The 26,407-nt window shown below is 34.8% G+C and carries 20 protein-coding genes; 18 read left to right on the top strand and 2 right to left on the bottom strand.

Annotation, left to right across the window (positions count from 1 at the left end; all coding sequences use genetic code 11):
- The 3 genes from ACFSJT_RS00995 (at window position 1) to ACFSJT_RS00985 (ending at window position 7,254) form a co-directional block, all read left to right on the top strand.
- Window positions 1-2,031, top strand: a complete 2,031-nt coding sequence (locus ACFSJT_RS00995) for a VWA domain-containing protein (protein WP_378318315.1) — start codon at window positions 1-3, stop codon at window positions 2,029-2,031.
- 20 nt (window positions 2,032-2,051) lie between these two features.
- On the top strand, window positions 2,052-2,867 hold the full coding sequence (locus ACFSJT_RS00990; RefSeq protein WP_378318314.1) for a prohibitin family protein: 816 nt from the start codon (window positions 2,052-2,054) through the stop codon (window positions 2,865-2,867).
- Window positions 2,868-3,066: 199 nt separating this feature from the next.
- Entirely contained in the window at window positions 3,067-7,254 is a 4,188-nt protein-coding gene (locus tag ACFSJT_RS00985) for a fibronectin type III domain-containing protein (protein WP_378318313.1), read from the top strand.
- Window positions 7,255-7,363: 109 nt separating this feature from the next.
- Here the strand turns inward: ACFSJT_RS00985 and ACFSJT_RS00980 are convergent, their stop codons facing one another.
- Window positions 7,364-7,912 carry a hypothetical protein gene (locus ACFSJT_RS00980; protein ID WP_378318312.1) on the bottom strand — a complete coding sequence of 183 codons (549 nt, stop codon included), beginning with the start codon at window positions 7,910-7,912 and terminating at the stop codon, window positions 7,364-7,366.
- 13 nt (window positions 7,913-7,925) lie between these two features.
- Window positions 7,926-8,852, bottom strand: a complete 927-nt coding sequence (locus ACFSJT_RS00975) for an OmpA family protein (RefSeq protein WP_378318311.1) — start codon at window positions 8,850-8,852, stop codon at window positions 7,926-7,928.
- A 345-nt stretch (window positions 8,853-9,197) separates the two neighbouring features.
- On the opposite strand from ACFSJT_RS00975, the gene hisG reads away from it, so the two are divergent.
- From hisG to pyrR, 15 genes are all read left to right on the top strand, one after another.
- Window positions 9,198-10,055 carry an ATP phosphoribosyltransferase gene (hisG, locus tag ACFSJT_RS00970; RefSeq protein ID WP_378318310.1) on the top strand — a complete coding sequence of 286 codons (858 nt, stop codon included), beginning with the start codon at window positions 9,198-9,200 and terminating at the stop codon, window positions 10,053-10,055.
- A gap of 19 nt (window positions 10,056-10,074) precedes the next feature.
- Complete coding sequence (hisD, locus tag ACFSJT_RS00965) at window positions 10,075-11,358, top strand: histidinol dehydrogenase (protein ID WP_378318309.1); 1,284 nt, start codon at window positions 10,075-10,077, stop codon at window positions 11,356-11,358.
- 82 nt (window positions 11,359-11,440) lie between these two features.
- Complete coding sequence (hisC, locus tag ACFSJT_RS00960; RefSeq protein ID WP_378318308.1) at window positions 11,441-12,490, top strand: histidinol-phosphate transaminase; 1,050 nt, start codon at window positions 11,441-11,443, stop codon at window positions 12,488-12,490.
- Between the two features lie 112 nt (window positions 12,491-12,602).
- A complete protein-coding gene (gene hisB / locus ACFSJT_RS00955; RefSeq protein ID WP_378318307.1) occupies window positions 12,603-13,739 on the top strand; it encodes a bifunctional histidinol-phosphatase/imidazoleglycerol-phosphate dehydratase HisB in 1,137 nt (378 codons plus the stop codon).
- Between the two features lie 92 nt (window positions 13,740-13,831).
- Window positions 13,832-14,419 (top strand): imidazole glycerol phosphate synthase subunit HisH, encoded by a 588-nt coding sequence (gene hisH, locus ACFSJT_RS00950; RefSeq protein ID WP_378318306.1) that lies wholly within the window; start codon window positions 13,832-13,834, stop codon window positions 14,417-14,419.
- A 16-nt stretch (window positions 14,420-14,435) separates the two neighbouring features.
- On the top strand, window positions 14,436-14,780 hold the full coding sequence (locus ACFSJT_RS00945) for a four helix bundle protein (protein WP_378318305.1): 345 nt from the start codon (window positions 14,436-14,438) through the stop codon (window positions 14,778-14,780).
- A 145-nt stretch (window positions 14,781-14,925) separates the two neighbouring features.
- Window positions 14,926-15,654: a 1-(5-phosphoribosyl)-5-[(5-phosphoribosylamino)methylideneamino]imidazole-4-carboxamide isomerase gene (hisA, locus tag ACFSJT_RS00940; protein WP_378318304.1), complete on the top strand. Its 729-nt coding sequence runs from the start codon at window positions 14,926-14,928 to the stop codon at window positions 15,652-15,654.
- 3 nt (window positions 15,655-15,657) lie between these two features.
- Window positions 15,658-16,176, top strand: a complete 519-nt coding sequence (locus tag ACFSJT_RS00935; protein ID WP_378318303.1) for a DinB family protein — start codon at window positions 15,658-15,660, stop codon at window positions 16,174-16,176.
- Window positions 16,176-16,931, top strand: coding sequence for an imidazole glycerol phosphate synthase subunit HisF (gene hisF, locus ACFSJT_RS00930; RefSeq protein WP_378318302.1), 756 nt, complete (start codon window positions 16,176-16,178; stop codon window positions 16,929-16,931). Before ACFSJT_RS00935 ends, hisF begins: the two co-directional genes overlap by 1 nt.
- A 91-nt stretch (window positions 16,932-17,022) precedes the next feature.
- Window positions 17,023-17,619 carry a bifunctional phosphoribosyl-AMP cyclohydrolase/phosphoribosyl-ATP diphosphatase HisIE gene (gene hisIE, locus ACFSJT_RS00925; protein WP_378318886.1) on the top strand — a complete coding sequence of 199 codons (597 nt, stop codon included), beginning with the start codon at window positions 17,023-17,025 and terminating at the stop codon, window positions 17,617-17,619.
- Window positions 17,620-17,716: 97 nt separating this feature from the next.
- On the top strand, window positions 17,717-20,524 hold the full coding sequence (locus ACFSJT_RS00920; RefSeq protein ID WP_378318301.1) for a gliding motility-associated C-terminal domain-containing protein: 2,808 nt from the start codon (window positions 17,717-17,719) through the stop codon (window positions 20,522-20,524).
- A gap of 3 nt (window positions 20,525-20,527) precedes the next feature.
- On the top strand, window positions 20,528-21,448 hold the full coding sequence (locus tag ACFSJT_RS00915) for a PorP/SprF family type IX secretion system membrane protein (protein WP_378318300.1): 921 nt from the start codon (window positions 20,528-20,530) through the stop codon (window positions 21,446-21,448).
- Entirely contained in the window at window positions 21,449-23,557 is a 2,109-nt protein-coding gene (locus ACFSJT_RS00910) for an OmpA family protein (protein ID WP_378318299.1), read from the top strand.
- Window positions 23,558-23,820: 263 nt separating this feature from the next.
- The gene (gene rpsA / locus ACFSJT_RS00905) at window positions 23,821-25,647 is read left to right on the top strand and encodes a 30S ribosomal protein S1 (RefSeq protein ID WP_378318298.1); all 1,827 of its coding nucleotides are present in this window, start codon (window positions 23,821-23,823) and stop codon (window positions 25,645-25,647) included.
- 175 nt (window positions 25,648-25,822) lie between these two features.
- Complete coding sequence (pyrR, locus tag ACFSJT_RS00900) at window positions 25,823-26,362, top strand: bifunctional pyr operon transcriptional regulator/uracil phosphoribosyltransferase PyrR (protein ID WP_378318297.1); 540 nt, start codon at window positions 25,823-25,825, stop codon at window positions 26,360-26,362.
- The last annotated feature ends 45 nt before the right edge of the window (window positions 26,363-26,407 follow it).

Below are 26,407 nucleotides of genomic sequence, written 5' to 3'. Positions count from 1 at the left end.
ATGCAGACGCAAACTATTTTATTGATAATAACAGCTTTTATAATCGCATTGATCGTAGCGTTTTATCAATATTTATATAGAGCAAAGAACAGGCAAAGGAAAAGTTTGTTCTTTGCTTTTTTACGTTTTTTAAGTGTTTTTGCTCTACTTGTGCTATTGATCAATCCAACTTTTAAAAAAAATACGTATTTTTTAGAAAAGCCTACTTTGGTTGTTGCTGTTGATAATTCTGCTTCGATAAAGCATCTCGAACAAGACCAAAATGTTGTTCAATTTATTGATAAGATAAAGAATAGTGATAAACTTAAGGAGAGATTTGATGTTAATTATTACTCTTTTGCTGAAGATCTAAATGATTCTTTGAGCCTTTCTTTTGATCAAAAACAAACCAATATTGCTAAAGTATTAGAAGATATTGATCAGATTTATAAGAATGCGGTTGCGCCTATTTTATTAATAACCGATGGAAATCAAACTTATGGTAGAGATTATCAGTTTAGTAGTAATAGATTTAAGCAACAAGTTTTTCCTGTTATTACTGGTGATTCAACGATAATGACTGACACCAAGATTCAGCAGCTAAACGTGAATCGCTATGCTTATCTAAAGAACAGATTTCCTGTAGAAGCTATTCTCACATATTCTGGAGATCAAAATATAAATACCAGATTTGAAATAAGATCAGGAAACCTCACGATTTATTCTAAAGAAATTTCTTTCTCTGGCGAGGAGAATTCTAGAATAGTTAATCTTACTTTACCGGCAAGTAGTCCGGGGGTGGTTCAATATAACGCTAGATTAGTTCCTGTAAGCAACGAAAAGAATACAGTGAATAATAATAAAGCATTTGCGGTGGAGGTATTAGACCAAAAAACTAGTGTATTAGTAGTCAGCGATATTATTCACCCCGACTTAGGCGCGATTAAAAAAAGTATTGAGAGTAATGAAAGACGAAACCTGACAATAGCTAAACCCTCAGAAATAGTAGGTATAGAAGATTATCAAATGATTATTATTTATCAGCCAAATTCGAGGTTTACAAAGTTATATGAAGAACTAAATACACTTAGAAAAAATTATTTTACAATAACGGGATCTAAGACAGATTGGATTTTTCTTAATCGTGTACAGGCTAAGTATACTCAAGAAATCACAAGACAAACAGAATATTACCTCCCAAGATTTAATAGTAATTATGGGGCTTTTTTATTTAATGATATTGGTTTTCAGAATTATCCTCCGTTAATCGGTACTTTTGGTGAGATTAGGATAAATACAAATTATGATCCACTGCTGTATCGTACTATAAGTAATATAGAAACTCAAGAACCCCTCTTGCTCACCATAGAACAAGAGGGTATTAGAGAAGCATTACTGTTGGGAGAGGGCGTATGGCGCTGGCGCGCACAAAATTATTTGGATGAAAAGAATTTTGAGAGTTTTGATGATTTTTTGGGGAAGATAATTCAATATCTTGCATCAAGTAAACGAAAAAGTCGACTCAATACAATTTCTGAGTCATTTTATTATGGAAACTCTAATATTAAGATCAAAGCAGAATATTTCACTAAAAATTATGAGTTTGATCGTAGAGGAAATTTAAGAATATCAATTAAAAATAAGGAGACTGAGGCTATTCAAACTATTCCTATGTTATTAAAAAATAATTCATATGACGTAGATTTGAGTAACTTAGATGCTGGTAATTATGACTTTACAGTTACGGTCATAGGTGAAAATATTTCAAAATCAGGGAGTTTTACAGTACTTGAATACGATGTAGAACAACAGTTTCTTAATGCAGATGTAACAAAACTTAAGCAAGTCGCTACTACTACAAAAGGCAAGCCCTACTATTTTAATCAAAACGATTCGTTAATTAACAACTTATTGGCAGATCAACGATACCAGGTTATTCAAAAGAGCAAAGAAAATGTGGTATCTTTAATAGACTGGAAATATCTTTTGGCAATAGTGATTTTATTACTTACAATAGAATGGTTTGCAAGAAAGTATAACGGACTAATATAAAATTATAAACACAAATTAATATGGAAAAATTACCAAAAATAGGATTACCAATTCTTATCGCAATTGTTTTAGTAATTGTTTTTATTTCAAAATCTACAGAAACTATCGGCTCAGGAGAGGCAGGAGTACTTTATAAAACCTTTGGAGGCGGAGTTGTTACCGATGAACCTCCCTTGGGTGAAGGTTTTCATATTGTTGCACCATGGAACAAGGTCATCGTTTATGAGGTGAGGCAACAAGAGGTTTTTGAAAAAATGCAAGTACTTTCTTCTAACGGATTAGAAATTAAACTAGATGCATCTGCATGGTTTCAACCAGATTACAATAAGCTAGGTTTACTTCATCAGCAAAAAGGAGAGAATTATGTTGAAAGGGTTTTGTTACCAACGATACGATCTGCCGCACGTAGTGTAGTAGGTAGATATACTCCAGAACAGTTATATTCTAGTAAACGAGATGCTATACAACAAGAAATTTTTGAAGAAACTAAAAAAATCGTAGCAGGTCAATTTATTCAACTCAATGAAGTTCTTGTGCGTGATGTTACGTTACCTCCAACTATTAAGGAAGCAATTGAACGAAAACTTAGACAAGAGCAAGAGTCTTTAGAATACGAATTTAGGTTAGAAAAGGCAAGCAAAGAGGCAGAAAGACAAAAAATTGATGCAGAAGGTAAAGCTGTAGCTAACCAGATTCTTAGTGCTTCATTAACTGATAAAATTCTAACGGAAAAAGGAATACAAGCTACCCTGGAGTTGTCAAAATCTCCCAATGCGAAAGTGATAGTAATTGGTTCAGGAAAAGATGGAATGCCACTAATCCTGGGTAATCAATAGATTAAAAGATTTAATAATCTGTAAAAAACCGTTTATAGAATTCTATGAACGGTTTTTCTTTTTTTCATAAAAACAGAGTACAAGGGAGAGATTTCATCTATTTTTTATTATATATGTTAAAAAACAGTTGTTGAAATGTTAAAATTAGGTTAATAAATGTAAAAAACATATTTTTAGCCCTCAAACTCAATTTATATACATGAAAAGAAGATTTATTCGCCCTTTAATACTGGGCTTAGGCTTTATTACGTTGTCTGTTTACTTATTAAACCCTTCCAAAAAACAAGAAAACAAAAAACATAATAATAAGCAAGAAATTGTCAACCTACGAAAAAAACATGCTGAATATTTGAAAAATAGTCCGTTTAAAGAGACTTTAAAACTTTCAAAAAAAGAAAGAAAGGCTCAAGGGCTTCCGCCAAACAGATATTTTGAACAAATGTGGGAGTTAACTATAAATCCCAATTCAGGAAAGACACATCCAGAAAATATTTATAAACTTCAGAAACAATTAAAGCAGAAGTTTTCGAAAAGGGCTCCCGGAGATGATATTAACAATCCTTGGGTAGAAAGAGGTCCAAATGATATTGGTGGCCGCACCAGAGCTATCTTGTTTGATCCTAATGATGCTACCAATAGAAGAGTATATGCTGGAGGTGTTAGTGGTGGTTTATGGGTAAATAATGATATTACTTCTTCTACTTCGCAATGGAGTAGGGTTCAAAATGTTCCTGGAAATCTTTCGGTTACTTCGATAACAGTCGATCCAAGAAATTCTAATACTTGGTATGTTGGTACTGGTGAACAATACACGGCGGGAGATGTAGTGGGTAATGGTATTTATCGTTCTACTGATGGTGGTGCTAGCTGGCAGTCATTGAATATTCCAGCTGCAGGGGATGCCTCATTTAATTTTAATGCAAGTAATCTATTTTTATCAGGTCTTTTCTATGTCAATGATATTGCAGCTTGGAATAACACCACTCAAAATCGTACAGAATTATTTGTTGGTATTGGGGCGCACGTTTATGGTGATGCTTCAAGCCCTTCAAACTGGTTGGGTTTACAAACTGCTGGATTATATAGATCCATTGATAATGGAAATACCTGGAATAGAATAGAAACTGCAAATCTGGCTTTTGATTTTAGTGGTAAAAATTACTATTACATTCCAAACGATTTTGAGATTGGTGCAGATAATACTTTATGGATGGGAACCATTACAACTCCTGGAATCGGAGGGAATGGAGGAGGGAGAGTATTCAGCTCTACCAACGGAAGCACCTGGACAGAAGCAACAGCTTCACCATTAGTCGACTCAAACAGGGTAGAACTAGAAGTTTCTTCTACAAATTCGAACAAAATGTACGCACTTACTCAAGGATCTACTGCTCCAGTACACATTTATCGAACTACTGATAAGTTTACAACAGTTACTGAAACTACTTTACCAAATGATGCAGATGCAGGGATTCCTGCTAATGATTTCACCCGAGGACAATCATTTTATGATTTAATGATAGAAGCTGATCCTACAAATGACAATATTGTATATGTTGGTGGTATTGATCTTTTCAGAACTACAAACGGAGGAAATTCTTGGAGTCAGATTTCAAAGTGGTCAAATAATTCTGGATTGGCAGGACTACCGGTTTCTTTTGTCCATGCTGATCAACATGCAATGACATTTAGGCCAGGAAACTCAAATCAAGCGATTTTTGGTAATGATGGAGGAGTTTTCTATGCGTCGAATCTTTCAAGCGCTTCGACTTCAAGTGTTTTTGGAGCTAGAAATAACAACTACAATGTTACACAGTACGTTAAAGCAGGAATAGGGCCAAATGGTGTTGGAGATACCAACGGGATTTTTACTGCCGGAGCACAAGACAACGGTTCTCAAGCATTTAGAAATACAGTGCCAGGAATAAATGGTTCTGAAGAATTATCTGATGGAGATGGGTTCTATACCTTTGTAGATAAAGACGGTCAATATATGACTGCAACTTTTACCAACAATCGTATTTATAGATTCAGTTTGCCATGGGATGGAAGAGGAAGGAGACAGGGAGGAGCAACTACGCTTGTTAGTGAAGCTACAACCGGTGATTTCGTAAACCAAATGGGGTATGATAGTGATGCCAATTATTTATTATCCAATGCTTCTTCGGGAGGAAGTTTTGCCGTAAAAACTATTAATGTTGCAGCAAATAGTAATGCTAATATTACAAATGCAGCGTTAACTAGCAAACCAACTGCTTTTATTGCCTCACCTTTTGCCAACAACACTTGGTATGTTGGTACCGCTGGGGGAGGTTTACTAAGACTTACTAATGTAGGTCTTGGTACTGCTACATGGACAGAAATTACTACACCATTTGTTGGGTCTGTTTCTTCGGTTAGAATGGGAGCTACAGCAAACGACATTATGGTGACTATTCATAATTACGGTGTAACCAGCGTATGGTTTTCTTCTGATGCTGGTGCTAGTTGGGTAAATAAAGAAGGAGATCTTCCCGATATCCCTGTTAGAGATATTCTTCAGAATCCTTTGGATAGAAATGAAGTAATTCTGGCTACGCAATTAGGGGTTTGGGTATCTAAAAACTTTAATACTCCTAATCCTAATTGGACTCAATCATATAATGGAATGAGTGATGCAAGTGTGACTTCGTTTGACTATTGGGCGATTAACGGAAATGATAATAACAATAAAATTATCGCTTCTACTTATGGGCGTGGAGTATTTACAGGATCATTTACAGCAAACATAGTGGCTGACGATCAAGCACCTTCAGCGCCTACTAATCTTATTGCTTCAAATATTACACAGACGACTATTGATTTAAGTTGGACTGCAGCTACCGATAATGTGGGAGTGTCTGGGTATGATATATATCTCGATAATGCATTACTTGGTACAATTGCAGGTACAACAAGCAGCATTACTGGATTGACGGCAAATACTTCATATTCGTTTTTTATAAGAGCTAAAGATGCTGCAGGTAATATATCGGGAAATAGCAATACTATTAATGTAACTACCAGTACTGTGGGAGGAAACACAGGATGTTCTGGAGGAATTACGTCCTTTCCTTATACCGAAGGATTTGAAAATGGTTTTGCAGGTTGGACACAAGGATCGGGAGACGATTTTGACTGGATTCGTCAATCCGGCGTAACACCATCAAATGGTACAGGACCTTCTGGAGCAGATCAAGGAAGCTTCTATGTTTACGTGGAAACATCCAATCCAAATAATCCAAACAAGTCGTCTATACTGAATTCTCCTTGCTTTGATTTAAACGGTGAAACGTTAGCAAATTTTGCCTTTAGATATCAAATGACAGGTACAGCTGTGGGGAATTTGAAATTAGAAGCAAGCAATAATAACGGAAGTACTTGGATAGAGATTTGGAGCCGATCAGGTAATCAAGGTACCTCTTGGAATAGTGCAGAAGTAGATTTAGCAAGTTATACAGGAGGCACCGTTCAATTTAGGTTTGTAGGTACTTCAGGAAATTCTTGGTCAGGGGATATGGCTATAGATACTGTTGCACTTACTACTGGTGCTGCACCTGGTGGTGTTACAGGATGTTCTGGCGGTATAACTTCATTTCCGTATGGAGAAAGTTTTGAAAGTGGTTTAGGAAGCTGGAGTCAAGAATCTGCAGATGATTTCGATTGGATTCGTCAATCAGGAAGTACACCATCTAGCAATACTGGGCCATCTGCTGCGCAACAAGGAAGTTTCTATGTGTATGTAGAAACCTCTAACCCAAATAATCCAAGTAAGACAACAATTTTGAACTCTCCATGTTTTAATTTGAGTAGTGCTTCTTCCGCAGTCTTTGCTTTTAACTATCAAATGACAGGTAATGCTGTGGGCGAGCTTAAATTAGAAGCGAGTAACGATAATGGTAGTTCATGGTCTCAAATATGGAGTAGGTCAGGTAATCAAGGAAGTGCATGGAATGCCACAAATATTGATCTTTCTTCATATATAGGAAACTCTTTACAGTTGCGTTTTGTTGGAACTTCAGGAAACTCATGGCAAGGGGATATGGCTGTAGATAATATTTCTTTAACTACTACCAATTTAACGGCAGTAAATAGTAATCTATCTGACCTTACTTTAGATAGTCAGGAACAAGATCTTTTTGAGCTAAGTTTATATCCAAACCCGGTGCCAGGAAGTACAATTTACATTAGCTCTAAAATTACATCCATAATCAATTACCAAATTTACAATGTAGTTGGACAGGTTGTAGGAATTGGTGTTGTTTCTGATAATGGTATTAACATTCAGGAGTTATCCAACGGCTCCTATATAATGGAGTTGAAAATAGAAAACAGTAAGCCTATTATGAAGCGATTTATTGTAAAATAAGATATAAAATGCTGCTATTTATTATAATGTTGTTTTCAACAGTTATTTAAAAAAGAAAGCCGGACCTCGAGGTCCGGCTTTCTTTTTTAAATATAGTTAATAAGCATTTCTATTTTTGATCTTTAAGCTTGTTAGCTTGTTTTGTCCATTGATCCCTTTCTATACGTCCTGGAAAGAACTTAATCAATTCAGTAACTGTATCAATGTCTTCTTTTGTAAATCGGCTTATTTGATCAAAAGTAAAAATGCCAATCCCATTTAATTTTTCCTCGATAAAAGGGCCAACCCCGCTTATTAACTTTAAGTCATCCTTCTGAGAAGCATCAGCCTTACCAAAACTATCAAAATTCAATGTGGGAGCTTCTTTTTCAGTAATATCATTATTGGTTACTGCTATACCGCCATGATCTCTGGTTTTTATTGCTTTGATTTTATTACCAGGTTGTTGGTCATCAGAAACAGAAGGAGAAGAGAAGATAGTTTTTGCTTTTGCATTTCCCGTATTTCGTAATCGCGTGTTCTCTCTATTACATTCTTCAAGCTCTGACTTATATTTATTCTTGAGTGTCCATTTTGATAAGAACCATCCTAGTAAAAAAACTAGAATTAATAATAATAATAGACACCACCAATTTGCTTCATTTAAAAAATCTAACATAATTGTATTTTGTTTAGTTTACCGTTATTTCTATTCTTCTGTTTTTTGCTCTGTTTTCTTCACTATTATTTGGAACCAGTGGACTTGACTCTCCACGCGATAAGGCAATAATCTTATTGTTCTTTATACCTTGGGAAATAAAATAGTTTTTAACGTGAATTGCTCTTTCTTGCCCATACCATAGATTAGCTTCTTCTTCTCCAATATCATCAGTGTGACCAATGATCTGGATTTTTTTATTAGGATATTTTGAAAGGTAATTTTTAAGCTCTAAAACATAATTCACTAACATAGGGTCTGGTTTAAAAGTTTTTTGGCCAAAACTAGAGTATAGTGTTCTATTGGCGACACTTTTTTCTATCTCTTCTATTCGAGATGTATCCAGGGTTTTGAAGTTCAATAAAATTCCGCCTTGATATTTACCATCACTATTGTACTTAAAATCGTTTGTATAAGCTTTGGAAACAATGCGATTGGGATTAACTCCAGAATTAATAAGAATATCCTTTATAGTATTAGCTCTAGATAATCCAAAGCCGGATTGATTTTCCTTTTCTGAAAGACTTTCATAGCCTGAAATGATCAGTTCTTGGTTTTGATATTGACCTAAATAATCTATAATATGATCTTTAAACTCGGCTAAAGAATCAGGAATAAACACATCTGCATTGTTTTGATTAATCCGAAAATTATCAGAGAATGAGAATAATTCTTGATTACTACTACCTTTCACAACTAATCCAGCGGTAATTTTACCAGTTTTTGCAATGCTATCTTCGTATGCTTTTTTGGCGAGAGTCTTAGCGTCTGGATTTGATTTTCCTTTAACTATAGTAGTCTCTTCATCTATATTTTTTGCACACCAATTGCAAGAATAATACCACCACAATCCCAACCATGCAAACAATAAGAAAATGAGTAAAGAGATAAAGTTTTTCATATAGCAATGATTAGTGTTAGTTACTTAAAGTTATGAAAATCATTTATAATCAAATCATTATAAGATTCAAATTCTAAAAATTTATCTAGAAAAAAAGATTAATTGCAAAAAGTTAAGATGAAATGCGTTTCAAAAAAAAATTTTTTATAAATTCGCAGTGTATTAAAAAATCCAATGAGAACTTTATTTATACATCATCATCATTCTTATATTTTCGCTCAGGCGTGGTAAGTTTGGTATGTGTATAATACAACTATAATTTATAACCCGTTTGAGATACTCAAACGGGTTTTTTGTTTCAATTGGACCTGTTTGAATGGATCAGACTCAACAACAAAAAATAACATGTCAAAAATTAAAATTGCTATACAAAAAAGCGGTCGTCTTAATGAAGATTCTGTAAAAATTCTAAAGGACTGTGGTATCTCTATTGATAATGGAAAAGATCAATTAAAAGCTCAAACCAGAAATTTTCCAATGGAGGTTATGTTTTTACGCAATGGTGATATTCCTCAATATCTTAGAGATGGTGTAGTGGATATTGCAATTATTGGTGAAAATGTACTTATCGAAAAAGGGAAAGATATCTCTATTGCAGAGCGACTTAACTTTTCTAAGTGTAAAGTTTCCCTGGCAGTACCAAAAGATTTTGAATACAACTCGATTGATGATCTCGATGGGAAAAGAATAGCCACTTCGTATCCTAACACAGTAAATGAATATTTGGATCGACAAGGAATTTCGGCAGAGTTACACCAAATTTCAGGATCTGTAGAGATTGCACCAAATATTGGATTGGCAGATGCTATCTGTGATATAGTTTCCAGTGGGAGTACGTTGTTTAAGAATAATCTAAAAGAAGTAGAAGTAATGCTTACTTCAGAAGCTGTACTTGCGGTCTCTCCAAAGATTTCAGAAGAAAACAAAAAACTCCTTGAGAAACTTCAGTTCAGGATCAAAGCAGTGTTAAAAGCTCGTAATTCTAAATATGTACTGCTTAATGCTCCAAATGATAAGATCGAGGATATTGTAAAAATACTTCCAGGGATGAGAAGCCCAACAGTTTTACCATTGGCAGAAAAAGGGTGGAGTTCTATCCATACAGTCGTAGAAAAGAATAAATTTTGGGATATTTTGGATGAATTAAAAGCAGAAGGCGCCGAGGGAATTTTGGTTTGTCCTATTGAGAAAATGGTGTTGTAATTTTAATGATAAAAAGAGAATGAAAAAGATATATAATCCCAAAAAGGATACCTGGTCAAAATTATTGGAAAGGCCAACCCAAACGGTCGCCGATATTGAAGAAACTGTATTATCGGTTTTCAATGAAATTAAAACTGAAGGAGATTTTGCCGTTAAGCGCTACACCAAAAAGTTTGACAAGGTAACTCTTAAGAACATTTTGGTTTCTCAAAATGAGATTGAAGAAGCATCTAAACTAATAAGTGAGGAGTTAAAAAAGGCGATACGTATTGCAAAGTCGAATATTGAAAAGTTCCATGCTGCTCAGAAAACCGATAAAATTTTTGTTGAAACTACAAATGGGGTTTCTTGCTGGCAGGAAAAAAGACCAATTCAAAAAGTAGGTTTATACATCCCTGGGGGGACTGCACCCTTGTTTTCTACCATTCTTATGTTGGCTGTACCGGCTAATTTGGCAGGCTGTAAAGAAATTGTTTTATGCTCGCCACCAAATAAAGAAGGAAACATCGATCCGGCTATTTTGTATACAGCAAATCTTTGCGGTGTCACAAGAATTTGTAAGGTAGGAGGTATTCAGGCAATAGCTGCGATGACTTTTGGTACAGAAAGCATTCCGCAAGTATACAAAATATTTGGACCCGGAAATCAATTTGTTACTGTAGCAAAACAATTAGCAACCAAATTTGGGGTAGCCATTGATATGCCAGCGGGACCTAGTGAATTATTAGTCGTTGCAGATGATACGGCCAATGCTGCTTTTGTAGCTTCAGATTTGTTAAGTCAGGCAGAACATGGCAAAGATAGTCAGGTGATTTTGGTCTCTACATCAAAAGAACTGATCGATACGGTCGAAAAAGAGGTAGAAAAGCAACTTTTGGCCTTACCTAGAAAAGAAATTGCAACGGCTGCGATAGCAAATTCAAAGCTTATTTATGTAGAAAATGATCAGGAAGCTTTAGAAATAATAAATGAATATGGTCCTGAACACTTTATTGTTTGTGTAGCTAATGAAGATTTTTATGTTGAAAATATAGCAAATGCAGGATCAGTTTTTATAGGAAACTACACTCCTGAGAGTGCAGGAGATTATGCTTCAGGTACAAATCATACACTACCAACAAATGGATACGCAAAACAGTACAGCGGTGTCAATCTGGATAGTTTTATGAAATCAATGACATTTCAGAAGATATCAGAAAAAGGAATCCAAAATATCGGCAACGCTATAGAACTTATGGCAGCCGCAGAAGGTTTGCAAGCACATAAAAATGCGGTAACCTTGAGATTAGAAAGTTTAAAATAATCTTGTTGCGTCACCTTGAACTTGAAACATTGGAAATCTAAAGTAATAAGATCCTGAAACGAGTTCAGGATGACTTGAATTTATGAAAACAAAACAATTCGACATAAAACAATTAGCCAGAGAAAGTATATTAAGGCTAAAGCCATATTCATCTGCTCGGGATGAGTATGTAAGCGATGGATCAAAAATGATTTTTCTGGATGCCAATGAGAACCCATTTGAAAATGGCGTAAATAGATATCCGGATCCGCAACAAAGAAATCTTAAAAAGGTTTTAGCAGAACAAAAAGGAGTTTCAATAAATAATGTATTATTAGGCAATGGAAGTGATGAAGTACTGGATCTTATTTTCAGAGCTTTTTGCGAACCAAAAATTGATAATATAATCACGTTGCCACCAACATACGGAATGTATAAAGTGTTGGCAAATATTAATAACGTAGCCGAACAGGAAGTTTTATTAACCAAAAGTTTCCAACCTAATGTCGAAGCTGTTCTGGAGGCTGTAAATCAAAATACTAAAATTATTTTTCTGTGCTCACCAAACAATCCAACCGGGAACTCTTTTTCCATCAAGAATATAACACAGATTTTAAAAGAATTTAATGGGTTAGTAGTGATCGATGAGGCATATATTGATTTTTCAGATAAAGAAAGCTGGCTTAAAAAAATAAAAGAGTATCCAAATCTTGTAGTTACGCAAACATTATCAAAGGCCTACGGGCTTGCAGGAATACGATTAGGAATATGCTATGGATCAGAAGAAGTAATCGATATTCTTAATAAAATAAAACCTCCTTACAATGTAAATGAGTTAACTCAAAAACGAGCGTTAGAACGTGTCGTGAATCAAGATCAAATAAAACTGGAAGTTTCTGAGATTTTGAGAGAAAGAAAAAATCTTTCAGAGGCACTACGAGACATATCTTTTGTAAATGAAATTTATGAAAGTGACGCAAATTTTATTTTGGTAAAGGTTGATAACGCCAGTAAACGGTATAATCAATTGCTCGAAAAAGGGATTGTGATCCGAAATCGTAGTACCCAGCCTTTATGCGAAAACACACTTAGATTTACCGTGGGTACCGATGAAGAAAACAAGATTTTAATTGAAGCTTTAAAAAACTTGTAATTGTCATTCCGGACTCGATCCGGAATCAAAAAGTAATTGAAAGTATAATTTAAAAAATACTCCAGCCGGAGTTTATCCTGAGCGAGAGACGAAGGGCTGGAATGATAAAATAATGAAAAAGAAAGTACTATTCATAGATCGTGATGGAACGATGATCAAAGAAACGGCAGACGAACAGATAGATGCCTTCGAAAAAATGATTTTCTATCCCAAAGCATTTACATATTTGGGGAAAATTGCTCAGGAGTTAGATTATGAACTCGTGATGATCACAAATCAAGATGGATTGGGAACTGAATCTTTTCCCGAAGAAACATTTTGGCCTGTACATAATTTTATAATGAAATCTTTCGAAAATGAAGGGGTAGTTTTTGACAAGGTTTTTTTGGATAGAACATTTCCGCATGAAAAGGCCAATACAAGAAAACCTGGCACGGGATTATTAACCGAGTATTTTTCTGATGAATATGATTTGGCAAATTCATTTGTAATTGGTGATCGGCTAACCGACATGGAGCTGGCTAAAAATCTTGGCGCTCAGGGAATTTTTATAAATGACAATACCAACTTGGGTACTGGTGAGATTACTCTTAAAAAAGAAGAATTAAATGGTCACATTGCACTAGAAAGTAACGATTGGCAAAAAATATATGAGTTTTTGAAACTTAATGATCGTGTAGCCGAGATTTCAAGAAAGACCAATGAGACTGATATCTACATTAAACTAAATCTTGATGGTACTGGGAAAAGTAATATTGAAACAGGACTAGAATTTTTTGATCATATGTTGGATCAAATCGCTCGTCATGGCCAAATGGATCTGGATATAAAAGTAAAAGGAGATCTCGAAGTTGACGAACATCATACTATTGAGGATACCGCTATTGCACTTGGAGAAGTTTTTAGTAAAGCAATGAATAATAAGTTAGGAATAGAGCGCTATGGGTTTTGTTTGCCTATGGATGATTGCTTAGCACAAGTAGCTATTGATTTTGGTGGTCGTAACTGGTTAGTCTGGGAGGCTGATTTTAAAAGAGAAATGATTGGGAAGATGCCTACCGAAATGTTTTATCACTTTTTTAAATCTTTTACAGACGGAGCTAAAGCCAACTTAAATGTAAAGGCAGAAGGAACTAATGAACACCATAAGATTGAAGCCATATTTAAAGCCTTTGCCAAGGCAATTAAAGTTGCTGTAAAACGCGATCCGGAAAAAATGATTTTACCAAGTACAAAAGGAATGCTGTAAAAACTCTTTTGTCATTCTGGTGAAGGCCGGATCTACAATATAAATAAAAGATCAATCAAAAATATGCAGCCTATGCTGCAATGAAAAATAAAATGAAAATAGTAATTATAAACTACGGAGCAGGAAATATCCAATCCATAAAGTTTGCAATACAAAGATTAGGATATGAAGCTGTGTTGAGTAACGATCCATCAGTCATCAAAGCTGCTGATAAAGTTATTTTTCCAGGAGTAGGAGAGGCCAGTAGTGCCATGCGAAAATTAAAAGCTTCAGGATTAGATACTTTAGTTCCTCAATTAAAACAACCTGTTTTGGGTATTTGTTTGGGCATGCAACTAATGTGTAATTATACCGAAGAAGGGGATACCAAAGGTTTAGGGATTTTTCACACAGATGTTATGCGCTTCAATCAAGGTGTAAAAGTCCCCCAAATAGGTTGGAATCAAATAGAGTTCCTAAAATCGCCTTTGTTTAAAGGAGTGGAGGAAAAAGAATACATATATTTAGTCCATAGCTATTATGCTCCTGTAATGGAAGAAACAGTGGCGCAATCCAATTATGGAGTTGACTACAGTACAGCATTGCATAAAGATAATTTTTATGGAACCCAATTTCATCCGGAGAAGAGTAGTGTGGTGGGAGAAAAAATTCTGAGAAACTTTCTTGAAATTAGAAATTAGAAAAACGAAATTTGGTATGGAAGACATGAAATCGAGAACGAAAAGATTTACTATTGATTGTTGGAATCTATGCGCTAAACTTCCTAAAAGTAGAGAATACAACAATTTAGTTTTTCAATTGTTAAAAAGCTCTAGTTCTGTAGGTGCGAACTGGAGAGCTTCGCAAAGACCCAAATCGAAGGCAGACTTCATTAATAAATTGAAAATAGTTGAAGAAGAAACAGATGAATCCTGTTTTTGGCTAGAAATTCTATTAGAGATTATTGATAGCGATAAAAATGAAATTGAACGCCTTTGGAAAGAGGCAGATGAACTGTTGAGAATTGTTGTGGCTTCAATTAGAACAGCAAAAAATAAATGAATATAAATATTTTGTAATTCAACTTTCAAAATTTCAAAATAATAAAGAATAGATAAATTATAAAGGTTTATTGTAAAATCAAAACAGCAAAAAAGATGAATATAAATATTTCATATTTCAACTTTCAAAATTTCTAATTTAACACATGAGAATAATACCCGCAATAGATATAATAGAAGGTAAATGTGTACGTCTTTCTAAAGGAGATTACGATTCAAAAAAAATATATAATGAAAATCCATTGGAAGTTGCCAAGGAGTTTGAGGATCACGGAATCCAATATTTACATTTAGTTGATCTTGATGGAGCAAAATCAAAACATATTGTAAATCATAAAGTCTTGGAGCAGATTGCGGCCAAAACTAATCTTAAAATTGATTTTGGAGGTGGGCTCAAAACAGATGACGATCTTAGAATAGCTTTTGAGAGTGGTGCCAGTCAAATCACAGGAGGGAGTATCGCTGTTAAAGATCCGGATATTTTTAAATCCTGGTTGCAGAAATTTGGTCCTGATAAAATTATTCTTGGCGCCGATGCTCATCATGAAAAAATAGCAGTCAGTGGCTGGCAGGAAGAAAGTGATAAAGAAGTAATACCATTTATACAGGCGTATCAGAAAGAGGGGATTTCGTATGTAATTTGTACAGATATTGGCAAAGATGGTATGTTACAAGGACCTTCTTTTGATTTATATAAAAGAATTCTAGCAGAAACCGATGGCATAAAGCTTATTGCTTCTGGAGGTATCTCAACTTTTGATGAACTACCACAATTAGCCGACTTAGGTTGCGAAGGAACAATTATAGGAAAAGCTATTTATGAAAATAGAATCAGTTTAAAACAGTTGGAAGAGTATATACTTTCTAAAACTTAAAAAATGACCGAAGCAATAGCAAAAGAATTTGTAGAACAAATCAATTATCGATTAGATGAAAGCACCAGAATGATTGTATTAAGTTTTGATCAACTTTCAGAGGAAGATATTTGGAAAAGACCCAATGCTAATTCTAATAGTATTGGTAATTTGATTCTTCATTTATGTGGTAACATTACACAATACGCCATTTCTTCGTTAGGATGTTTGGAAGATGAAAGAGACCGGGATTCTGAATTTTTAATCATCAAAGGAATTTCGAAAAAGCAACTTTTAGAAAAAATGCAGTCTACCGTAAAAAAGGCCAAAGAAATAATTAGTGCTATTTCTGTCGATGAGCTTCTTAGAAAAAGAGAAGTTCAGGGGTTTAATTTTTCTGGGATTGGAATTGCGATTCATGTCACAGAGCATTATTCATATCATACTGGACAAATTGCATTTTGGACTAAGCAATTAAAAGATAAAAAGAGTTTAGGTTTCTATGATGGAATAGATTTGAATATAAAAAACAAAAACAAATAATGCTTACAAAGAGAATAATACCATGTCTTGATATCAAAAATGGTCGTACGGTCAAGGGAATCAATTTCGTAGACCTTCGGGATGCGGGAGATCCGGTCGAATTAGCTGATGTTTATTCTAAAGCGGGTGCAGATGAATTAGTATTTTTAGATATTTCGGCAACCGAGGAAAGACGTAAAACTCTTGCGAATCTTGTGCTTCGTGTAGCCGAAAAAGTAAATATACCTTTTACTGTTGGTGGAGGGATATCTTCTATTGAAGACGTAGACATTCTATTGCAAAATGGAGCAGATAAAGTATCTGTAAACTCTTCTGCAGTAAAGAATCCTCAATTGATTAATGATCTTGCTGCAAAATTTGGAAGTCAATGCATAACAGTGGCTATAGATGCAAAGCAAATTGATGGCGAATGGAAAGTACATTTGGTGGGAGGAAAAGTACCTACAGAATTAAATTTGTTTGATTGGGCAAAAGAAGTAGAAGAGCGCGGCGCAGGCGAGATTCTTTTTACATCTATGGATCATGACGGTACCAAAGATGGATTTGCCAATGAAGCTTTGGCAGAGCTATCAACTACACTAAATATCCCGATAATTGCTTCAGGAGGAGCAGGAAATACTCAGCATTTTGTAGATACATTTAAAAACGGAAAAGCGGATGCAGCATTGGCTGCCAGTATTTTTCATTTTAAGGAAATAGAAATTAAAGATGTAAAACAGGAATTGAAAAAGAACAATATTCCAGTTAGGATATAATCAGCTTGTCTTTTCTGCGTACGCAGGAATCCATAAACAAATAATAGGTCTAATTAAAAAGATTCCAGCCTACGCTGGAATGACAGAAAAAATGAAAATAAACTTCAATAAAAATAACGACGGACTTGTACCAGCAATAATTCAAGATGCTTCAACAAAAAATGTTTTGATGCTTGGGTATATGAATAAAGATGCTTACGAAAAAACTGTAGAAACCAAAAAAGTCACATTCTATAGTCGTACCAAGCAACGATTATGGACAAAAGGCGAGGAGAGTGGTAACATTTTAGAACTTGTCGACATAAAGAATGACTGTGATCAAGATACGTTGCTTATTACCGTCAACCCTGTTGGACCAACTTGTCATAAAGGTTCAGATACATGTTGGAATGAAAATAATGAGCAAACTTTTGGATTTTTATCAGAATTGGAGTCAGTCATTAAAAATCGAAAAGAAAATCAAAATAAGGAAAATTCATATGTTGCGTCTTTATTTAAGAAAGGAATTAATAAAGTTGCTCAAAAAGTAGGCGAAGAAGCGGTGGAAGTAGTCATCGAAGCAAAAGATGATAACGAAGAATTATTTTTGAACGAGAGTGCAGATTTACTATTTCATTATTTAATATTATTACAAGCAAAAGGATATATGCTAAAAGATATTGTTAAAGTTTTAAAATCAAGACATTAAGTAATATTTTAAAAAATGTTATAAAGATCTAAAAGCGTTAAAGTTTTATGATCAACGATTTATTTTTTTAATTTAGCGCGACTTAAAACCAATAATTTTGAAAACAAAAAGAAATCTGCCTAGGATTTTTAAGGAAATTTTGGCAATTGTACTTCTTGTATTCTTTCCCATTTGTCAATCTTATTCTCAATGTGACCTAGGACTTATCACAATAGAACAATGTGATATGGAAAATATTGATTTTGATACAGATGGTAATCCCGACGGTATCATAAATATCTATACAGAAACAGGTACTACTGTTGCAGACGGGACGTGGATGATTGATCCAAAATACGACGCGGCGTTTGATGCTGCTACCGGGCAACTCTCGACATGGGAATTGAAAAATTCTACGACTCCAGCTACACTTGATGAATATTTCTTTGAATTGCGAAATACTACCTGTGGTGATGATCCGGTAAGGACCGCAAGACTCATTTTAGGGCCTTATTCTGGAGTAGCGTTACCACCATCGGGACCGTTGAATGTTAATGCTACAGGTTGTGATAATGATGGATTGGAAGGTTTCGATCTGTTCAATGCCTTTGCTATCAATGATGAGATCCCTTCTCCCCATCTAAATGGTGTATGGACCTACAATGGGTCCAGTTCTAGTTATTTGGGTGTTTCAGAGAGTAAACTTTTTGTAAGAATTCCTTATCAACCCGGTATACCTTTGGTTGATCAGGAAGTTTTCGAATTAACATATACGGTTTCAGGAGCAGAGGGTTGTGCTACCCCGCAACAAACCACGGTGAGAGTCGCCATGGTGAGACAAGTCGATTCCGGGAACCCGACACCAATAGATATTTGTGAAGATGATATGCTGGCCGGGATTTATGATACAGAAATTGATCTTCGGGATGACCAGTATTTAGAAGAAGAAGATATTGAAGGCAGCTGGTTATCAGAACCTACTGGCGAAATAGAAGACGAACAGGATTCTATGATCAACCTCAGAACGATCTACGATAGACTAATTAATAATGGTAATAACCTTAGGTTTGGTTGCCAATCCTACAATTTTGTATATGCTGTAGAAGACCGATCAGCAGTTTGTAGCGATCAAAGTAGTACGATAGCTGTTACATTCTATGAACAACTAAGACCTTTTAGTCAGCCTGATCCACCACCACAGATTTGTGCTAACGATGTTCCTGGAGATCTTAATTTGTTTGATTTATTAGAATTTACAAACATTAATGGTTTAGATTTTACATATGCCAATGATAATTATGTAAACTGGAGATTTGTTTCTGGTCCATCGCCAACATCAGGAGATTTAGGACTTCTTTTAAAACCAGTCGAATTTGTTGCACCACCCTACGAATTTTATTTAGGGCGAATTAATACATTAGGAGCTGAACCTGGTAGATATATATATGAATATGCAGTAAGCCCCAAAATCAATTGTCAATCTTTTGGCGAAGTTTGTGATCCTTATGCCTTATTGGGGGCTACTGGGTATTGTGAACATCCCTGTGATGTATTCACTGCCCGAGTAGAGATTGTTGTACTTGGATTTGATTATGCAGGAGAAGATACTACCGATATCAATCTCTGTGAGTCTGACCGACAAGTTGATCTAAGAAGCTTGCTTACTTCTAATGGTAATCTTATCGCTACTACTGGAGTTTGGACCAATACCGCAGGAGAAGTTATTAATAATACTTTTGTGTTTCCAGATAGTGATACCTCACAAACATTTACATTCGTATATACTACTACCAGTAGTGATGGGTGTGTAGATGTCGCGAATCTAACATTTACTGTAAATACATTACCCGATGCAGGAGAGAATAATAATATAGCATTATGTTCTGATGATTTAACGATTACTCTTTTCGATCTTTTAGGAGGGACTCCTGATATCACAGGAACCTGGGCAGGACCTTTTGGGTACACATCTGTAGATCATTTGGGTGTTTTTGATCCTAATGATGAGATGTTGCCTATTTTAGGTGAAGGTGTGTATACTTACACTGTTGAAGGTAACGAAGGTTGTTCGACCTCAGATGACGCTTCGGTAACAGTTACCATTATTGAGCCTCTAACGATAGGAGATGACAGAGCAGATACATTTTGCAAATTGGAGGGAAGAGTTAATCTATTCTCTCTTTTAGATAGAGATACGCCACGTACTGGAATTTTTGAAGATACAGATAACACCGGAGCATTATCTTTAGACGGAGTTTTGGAGTTTGAAACATTAACAAACGAAATTTATGAATTCAGATATGTCTTAACCAATGTGGCACCTTGTGATGAGTCTTCTCTAGTGGTTTCGGTTCAAATAGTCGACTTACCCATTCCAGATGTTCCAGATCAGGAATTTTGTATTCTGGATGCAGTACGCCTAGATGATGTTGAAGTAGATGTTTTAAATTATAACTGGTATGATACGTTAGAGAGCGAAACGCCAATAGTTGACAATCCGATTTTGCTAGACAATCAAATATACTATATCGCAAATGTTGATGCCGATAATTGTGAGTCTGAAAGACTCCAGGTTTCGATCAATATTTTGAATACAGGAGAAAGATCTTCTGAGGGTGAATTATGTACTTTAGATTTTCAGGATGGAGTTTCTCCCAACGGAGACAATCAAAATGACACTTTCGATCTTCTAATAGAAGAAATATATAATATTCCAGAGGCTTTTCCTGATTTCGAATTACAGATATTCAACCGATACGGAAGCCTTGTATATGAAGGAAACAATAACACAGAGGAATTTAGAGGCGAGAGTAACACATCTGTGCGACTAGGAGATGATCTGCCAACCGGGACATACTTCTATATTTTCACTCCTAATTTTGAAAATAATCTACCAATTCAAGGAAGTTTTTACCTAAGCAGATAAACAATGATAAAGTTAAAATTAGTTTTTATAATTGCTATAGTCTTCTGTACGGTAACCTATGCACAGCAGCAGCCACAATATTCACAGTATATGTATAATATGAGTACTGTTAATCCTGCATATGCTACAGGCCAAAGTGGATTGATTTCAACGGGATTATTATACAGACAACAATGGACAGGTATTGAGGGAGGTCCCCGTACAGCAAATGTTTTTGGAAATATACCGATAAGCGAAAAAATAGAACTTAGCGTTAATTATGTTAATGATAGAATTGGCGATGCGATACCAGTAAATAATGACTATGTTAATATAGACTTTGCATACGTAACCAGAATCTCTGATCGTGCTCGATTATCCTACGGACTTAAAGCAGGTATCAATAGCTTTAAAATTGATCCCTCGGGTTCTGATGTGGCTAACGACCCAGCGTTTTCCGACAATACCGCTACTACAGAACTTAATATAGGTGCAGGATTGTATTTATTTACCAGCAATTTTTATGCAGGAATTTCTTCACCTAATGTACTGCCTGGCGATGTAGATATAGATGGGGTTGGCGTGTCTGAAACCAAAACACATATATACGGAGTTGCTGGATATGTTTTCGATTTTATAGATGAAGTTCGACTAAAGCCATCTGTGGTTATTAAACAAGTAATAGACTCTCCTCTAACTTTTGATATCTCGTTAAACTCTTTGATGTATGATAGATTTGAATTGGGAGTTTCTTACCGATATACAGATTCATTTATTGCTTTGGCCGGATTTAACATCACACCAGGTCTTAAAATAGGATACTCTTATGATTTTAGTGTAAGCGATTTAAGTGGATATAATGATGGAAGTCATGAAATCGTGTTATTATATAATTTTGACCTTCTAAAATTTGGCAATAAACATACCTCTCCAAGATTTTTCTAGATGATAAAGATAAAAATAGTATCGATTTTATTACTACTGGCAACTCAATTTACCTTCGCCCAAAAGAAAAGTAGAGCAGATCGTTTTTTTGAACAAGGCGATTACATTAACGCGGCTACACAATACGAAGAAGAGCTTAACCAAGAAGGATATACAAAACATATTTTAGAAAATATAACCACTTCATATTATAATACTTTTCAATTTAGAAAGGCTTATCGTTACCTAAAGTATCTAACTTCAGGTAAGTTTTATAACCGGGATAAATCATATAATAACAAGTATAACTTCATGATGTATCAGGTACTTTCTGCATTGGGGGAGTATGAGAAGTCGGTTGATTTTTTGGAGTTGTATAATTTGAATAATTCAAATGAAGATTTTGATAAATCTGAAGCGATTGCAACCATCGAAGATTTTAAGCTTAAAGATGATGATTATAAGATTACCGAGATGAGTTTTAACTCTGATGCGTCAGAATTTGGTGCTGTAAAAAGGGATAGTACAATCTATTTCACAACAGATAGGTTTCCACATGGTGTTTTAGATAGAAAATATAAATGGACACATCGACCATTTCTCGATATCTATAAAGTTAATGTCAATAAGAATAATAATCATGTTTCAGAGATAGAAACTATTTCAGGAGAAATCAATTCTAAACTTCATGAAGGTAATTTTTGTTTTACCCAAGATGGAAACACGATGTATCTTTCAAGAAGTAATTCAGAAAAAGGAAAAAAGAAATTTGATAGTATAAAGAATAATGCTATTCATCTTTATAAAGCAACCAAGGTTGATGGAATATGGTCAAAACCTGAAAAATTAGCCTTTAATAATGTCAATTATTCTGTCGAACACCCTTCTTTATCCAAAGACGAAACTAAGCTTTATTTCGCTTCAAACATGCCTGGTGGATATGGAGATTTTGATATTTATTATGTAGACGTAAATCTTGACGGTACTTACGGGAAACCGATAAATCTTGGTTCTGATATAAATACGAATAATAGAGAACAGTTTCCTTTCATTTCGGATAAAGGCCATTTATTTTTTTCTTCTAATGGACATTTGGGATTGGGGATGATGGATATTTTTGTTTCTGAATTGAGACGGGAAGAATTTACCCGTCCGATTAATCTTGGAGCGCCGATCAATTCAAGTTTTGACGACTTTTCATTTGTATATTACAATAAAACAGATGGTTTATTCTCTTCTAATCGAAAAAAGGGAGGAGACGATATCTTTTCATTTTCACAAATAGGAGAAATTTTCCCTAGAGCGTATAGGACCAGATTTGAAGTAAGGGATTTTGCAAGCGATGGTTACATTGCCAATTCAGATGTAATTTTATATGATAGTGATAATGAAATTCTATATGAAAGTCAATTAGATTCTATTGCCGGTTTTGATATCGAGATATTTCCTGGGAAATATAATTTTAAAGCTTCTGCTGAACGGTATAAAACTAAAACCAAATCAGTTTTGGTAAAGGAAAAAGACGAAGCTGTTTACGTAATTTATCTTGATAGAGATAAAAAGAAAGAAGATGTCGTAGTGTCGACTGAAAATTCTAAGGATCGCAGTACCAATAGGGTAAGCGATAGGAATAGGAGAGCAGACGAAGTTAATATTACAAACATACATACAGAAACAAAGAAAAAGACACAGGAGGAAACCGTCAACACAAGACTTCGTGAAATTCTTCTTGCAGATAAGGATGGGCCACCGGTAATAGAAAAAAACGGAAAACTCTATTTTAAAATGCCTCCTATTTATTTTGATTATGATAAATGGAATATTCGTTCAGATTCTAAGAAAGTTTTAGATGAGTTGGCGATCAAACTAGAAAAATATAAAACAGTTTATATTAAAATCAGTTCGCATACCGATAGCAGAGGAACAGATTCTTATAATCAGGTATTATCAGAAAAAAGAGCAGAATCTACGAGAAATTACCTGGCACTTGTTGGTTATGTGAATGCCCGAAGAATGACATTTATTGGGTTTGGTGAATCTCAACCGCTTATTAATTGTGATGACAAAGTTTGCACAGAAGAAGACCATCAGACGAATAGAAGAAGTGAGTTCGAAATTGTGAAGTATTAGTGAGCGTTTGAGTATTTGAGTAGGTGAGAAGTTGCTGATTTCGGTCATAATGTTTAATTATTTGAAGTTCTGTAACTCACAAACTCAAAGTCTCAGTAACTCATCTGCTTAAAAATTGTTTTCTAAGAATTTAAATTGTACTTTTGCACTCCTTTTTAGCGAATAAGAGAATATGAAAGGGAGGTATAATAATTAATTTTAACGCTTCTGTATAATTTTCGCGTTGATTCTCAATAATATATAGAATACAAATTTTATCTTCAATGTCTGAAGAAACAAAAAACACAGACGTTCAGGAAGTGGAAACTAAGAAAGCAGCTCCAGCTGTATCTCCACAACAAGAAAATCCTGAGCAATTTTTAAAAGAATTTAACTGGCACAACTACGAAGAAGGGATTGATCCTATTGCTGACTCAAAGCTTGAAGAATTTGAGAAATTAGTAGCAGAAAACTTTGTAGATACTTTAAATGACGAAGTAGTAGATGGTACTGTAATCAATATTACAGATCGTGACGCTATTATCGACATTAATGCTAAAAGTGAAGGCGTTATTTCGTTAAACGAATTTCGTTATAACCCGGATCTTAAAGTTGGTGATAAAGTAGAAGTATTGATTGACGTGCGTGAAGATGCTACAGGTCAATTAATCTTATCTCATCGTAAAGCTCGTGTAATCAAAGCATGGGACAGAGTAAATGCAGCACATGATACTGGTGAAATCGTAAATGGTTTTGTAAAATGTAGAACCAAAGGAGGTATGATCGTTGATGTATTTGGTATCGAGGCATTCTTACCTGGTTCTCAAATCGATGTGAAGCCTATTCGTGATTATGATGCTTATGTTGGAAAAACAATGGAATTTAAAGTGGTGAAAATTAACCACGAATTCAAAAATGTTGTAGTTTCTCATAAAGCACTTATCGAGGCAGATATCGAAGAGCAGAAAAAAGAAATTATTGGTCAATTAGAAAAAGGTCAAGTATTAGAAGGTACTGTTAAAAACATAACTTCTTATGGTGTATTTGTTGATCTTGGAGGAGTTGACGGACTTATACATATTACAGATCTTTCTTGGTCAAGAATTAACCATCCAAATGAGATCGTTGAGCTTGATCAGAAGTTGAATGTGGTTATCTTAGACTTTGATGAGGCTAAAACACGTATTCAATTAGGTCTTAAGCAATTGAAGCCACACCCATGGGAGGCTCTTGACAAAGAACTTAAAGTAGGTGATAAGGTTAAAGGTAAGGTTGTTGTAATTGCAGATTACGGTGCTTTTATAGAAGTTGAAGAAGGCGTAGAAGGATTAATCCACGTTTCTGAAATGTCATGGTCTACACATTTGCGTTCTGCACAAGACTTCGTAAAAGTAGGAGATCAGGTAGAAGCTGTAATTCTCACTCTTGACAGAGAAGAGCGTAAAATGTCTCTAGGAATCAAACAATTAACGCCAGATCCTTGGACAGATATTACTTCTAAGTATCCTGTAGGTTCGAGACACAGTGGTATTGTACGCAATTTTACAAACTTTGGTGTATTTGTTGAACTAGAAGAAGGAATTGATGGATTGATTTATATCTCGGATCTTTCTTGGACCAAGAAAATCAAACACCCATCAGACTTTACCAACGTTGGCGATACATTAGATGTTGTTGTTCTTGAACTTGATGTGGAAGGACGGAAACTAAGTTTGGGTCACAAGCAAACCGAGGACAATCCTTGGGATAAATATGAAACTGAATTTGGAGTAGGAACCAAGCATACTGCAAAAATTGCAGATATTGTTGATAAAGGTGCTACTATCGAGTTTAATGATGATATTGTTGCTTTTGTACCATCTCGTCATTTAGAGAAAGAAGATGGAAGTAAAATAAATAAAGGAGAAGAAGCAGAATTCCAGATCATTGAATTCAGTAAAGAATTCAAAAGAGTAGTTGCCTCTCATACCGCTTTATTTAGAGCAGAAGAAGCTAAGATCGTAAAACAAGCTGCTAAGAAAGCTGCTGCTAGTTCAGCAGAAAAGACCACGCTTGGTGATATCGATGCATTGGCAGATCTTAAAGCTAAAATGGAAAAAGGAGGGAAGTAATTGTAATTCTCAAACTTTTCAAATAGTAAAAGACCGTTCGAAAAGAACGGTCTTTTTTTTGTTTTTGACGCCAAGATTATTTCATTTATGTAATCTCAAAAACTTATAAACGCCAACTACAGTAAAAATTCTAATTTTTCATTACTTTTGTACACCAAATATCCATTTGGAGATTATGAGTCAAAAATTACTACTTAGTGCAAAAGAGATAGATATTATTCTGCACCGTTTGGCTTGTCAATTAATAGAAAATCATACTCATTTTAAAGATACGGTCCTTATCGGTATTCAGCCAAGAGGTACATTTCTTGCAGATCGAATAAAGCAAATTTTAGTAGATGACTATCAGCTAGAAAATGTAAAGCTTGGTTATTTAGACATCACTTTTTACAGGGATGATTTTAGAAGAGGAGAGAAGCCACTAGAGGCTAATACCACCCATATAGATTTTGCAGTAGAGGATAAAAGAATTGTCTTTATCGATGATGTATTGTATACAGGGCGTAGTATTAGAGCGGCGTTAACAGCTGTACAGTCTTTTGGCAGACCACAGGAGATTGAATTGTTAACGTTAATTGATAGAAGATTTAGTAGGCATTTACCTATACAGCCTAATTATAGAGGACGACAGGTTGATGCCATAAATCAAGAAAAAGTTAAGGTACTTTGGATAGAAAACGAAGGGGAGGATGCGGTATATTTAGTAAATAAATAGATGCCTGATATTTTAGATTTATATAAGATTGTAATTTGAAAATTA

Source organism: Aquimarina celericrescens (genome assembly GCF_042682765.1).
Classification (GTDB): Bacteria; Bacteroidota; Bacteroidia; order Flavobacteriales; family Flavobacteriaceae; genus Aquimarina; species Aquimarina celericrescens.
The sequence above is the reverse complement of the archived record's forward strand: the minus strand, read 5'-3'. Positions and strand labels throughout refer to the sequence as shown.

Bases quoted from the DNA above. Each gene is read 5' to 3' on its own strand.
- hisA (WP_378318304.1), top strand. From the start codon at position 14,926: ATGAGAATAATACCCGCAATAGATATAATAGAAGGTAAATGTGTACGT.
- hisH (WP_378318306.1), top strand. From the start codon at position 13,832: ATGAAAATAGTAATTATAAACTACGGAGCAGGAAATATCCAATCCATA.
- ACFSJT_RS00910 (WP_378318299.1), top strand. From the start codon at position 21,449: ATGATAAAGATAAAAATAGTATCGATTTTATTACTACTGGCAACTCAA.
- ACFSJT_RS00990 (WP_378318314.1), top strand. From the start codon at position 2,052: ATGGAAAAATTACCAAAAATAGGATTACCAATTCTTATCGCAATTGTT.
- ACFSJT_RS00915 (WP_378318300.1), top strand. From the start codon at position 20,528: ATGATAAAGTTAAAATTAGTTTTTATAATTGCTATAGTCTTCTGTACG.
- ACFSJT_RS00935 (WP_378318303.1), top strand. From the start codon at position 15,658: ATGACCGAAGCAATAGCAAAAGAATTTGTAGAACAAATCAATTATCGA.
- ACFSJT_RS00945 (WP_378318305.1), top strand. From the start codon at position 14,436: ATGGAAGACATGAAATCGAGAACGAAAAGATTTACTATTGATTGTTGG.
- ACFSJT_RS00985 (WP_378318313.1), top strand. From the start codon at position 3,067: ATGAAAAGAAGATTTATTCGCCCTTTAATACTGGGCTTAGGCTTTATT.
- ACFSJT_RS00975 (WP_378318311.1), bottom strand. From the start codon at position 8,852: ATGAAAAACTTTATCTCTTTACTCATTTTCTTATTGTTTGCATGGTTG.
- hisF (WP_378318302.1), top strand. From the start codon at position 16,176: ATGCTTACAAAGAGAATAATACCATGTCTTGATATCAAAAATGGTCGT.
- ACFSJT_RS00995 (WP_378318315.1), top strand. From the start codon at position 1: ATGCAGACGCAAACTATTTTATTGATAATAACAGCTTTTATAATCGCA.
- hisG (WP_378318310.1), top strand. From the start codon at position 9,198: ATGTCAAAAATTAAAATTGCTATACAAAAAAGCGGTCGTCTTAATGAA.
- hisIE (WP_378318886.1), top strand. From the start codon at position 17,023: ATGAAAATAAACTTCAATAAAAATAACGACGGACTTGTACCAGCAATA.
- hisB (WP_378318307.1), top strand. From the start codon at position 12,603: ATGAAAAAGAAAGTACTATTCATAGATCGTGATGGAACGATGATCAAA.
- pyrR (WP_378318297.1), top strand. From the start codon at position 25,823: ATGAGTCAAAAATTACTACTTAGTGCAAAAGAGATAGATATTATTCTG.
- ACFSJT_RS00980 (WP_378318312.1), bottom strand. From the start codon at position 7,912: ATGTTAGATTTTTTAAATGAAGCAAATTGGTGGTGTCTATTATTATTA.
- hisD (WP_378318309.1), top strand. From the start codon at position 10,075: ATGAAAAAGATATATAATCCCAAAAAGGATACCTGGTCAAAATTATTG.
- rpsA (WP_378318298.1), top strand. From the start codon at position 23,821: ATGTCTGAAGAAACAAAAAACACAGACGTTCAGGAAGTGGAAACTAAG.
- hisC (WP_378318308.1), top strand. From the start codon at position 11,441: ATGAAAACAAAACAATTCGACATAAAACAATTAGCCAGAGAAAGTATA.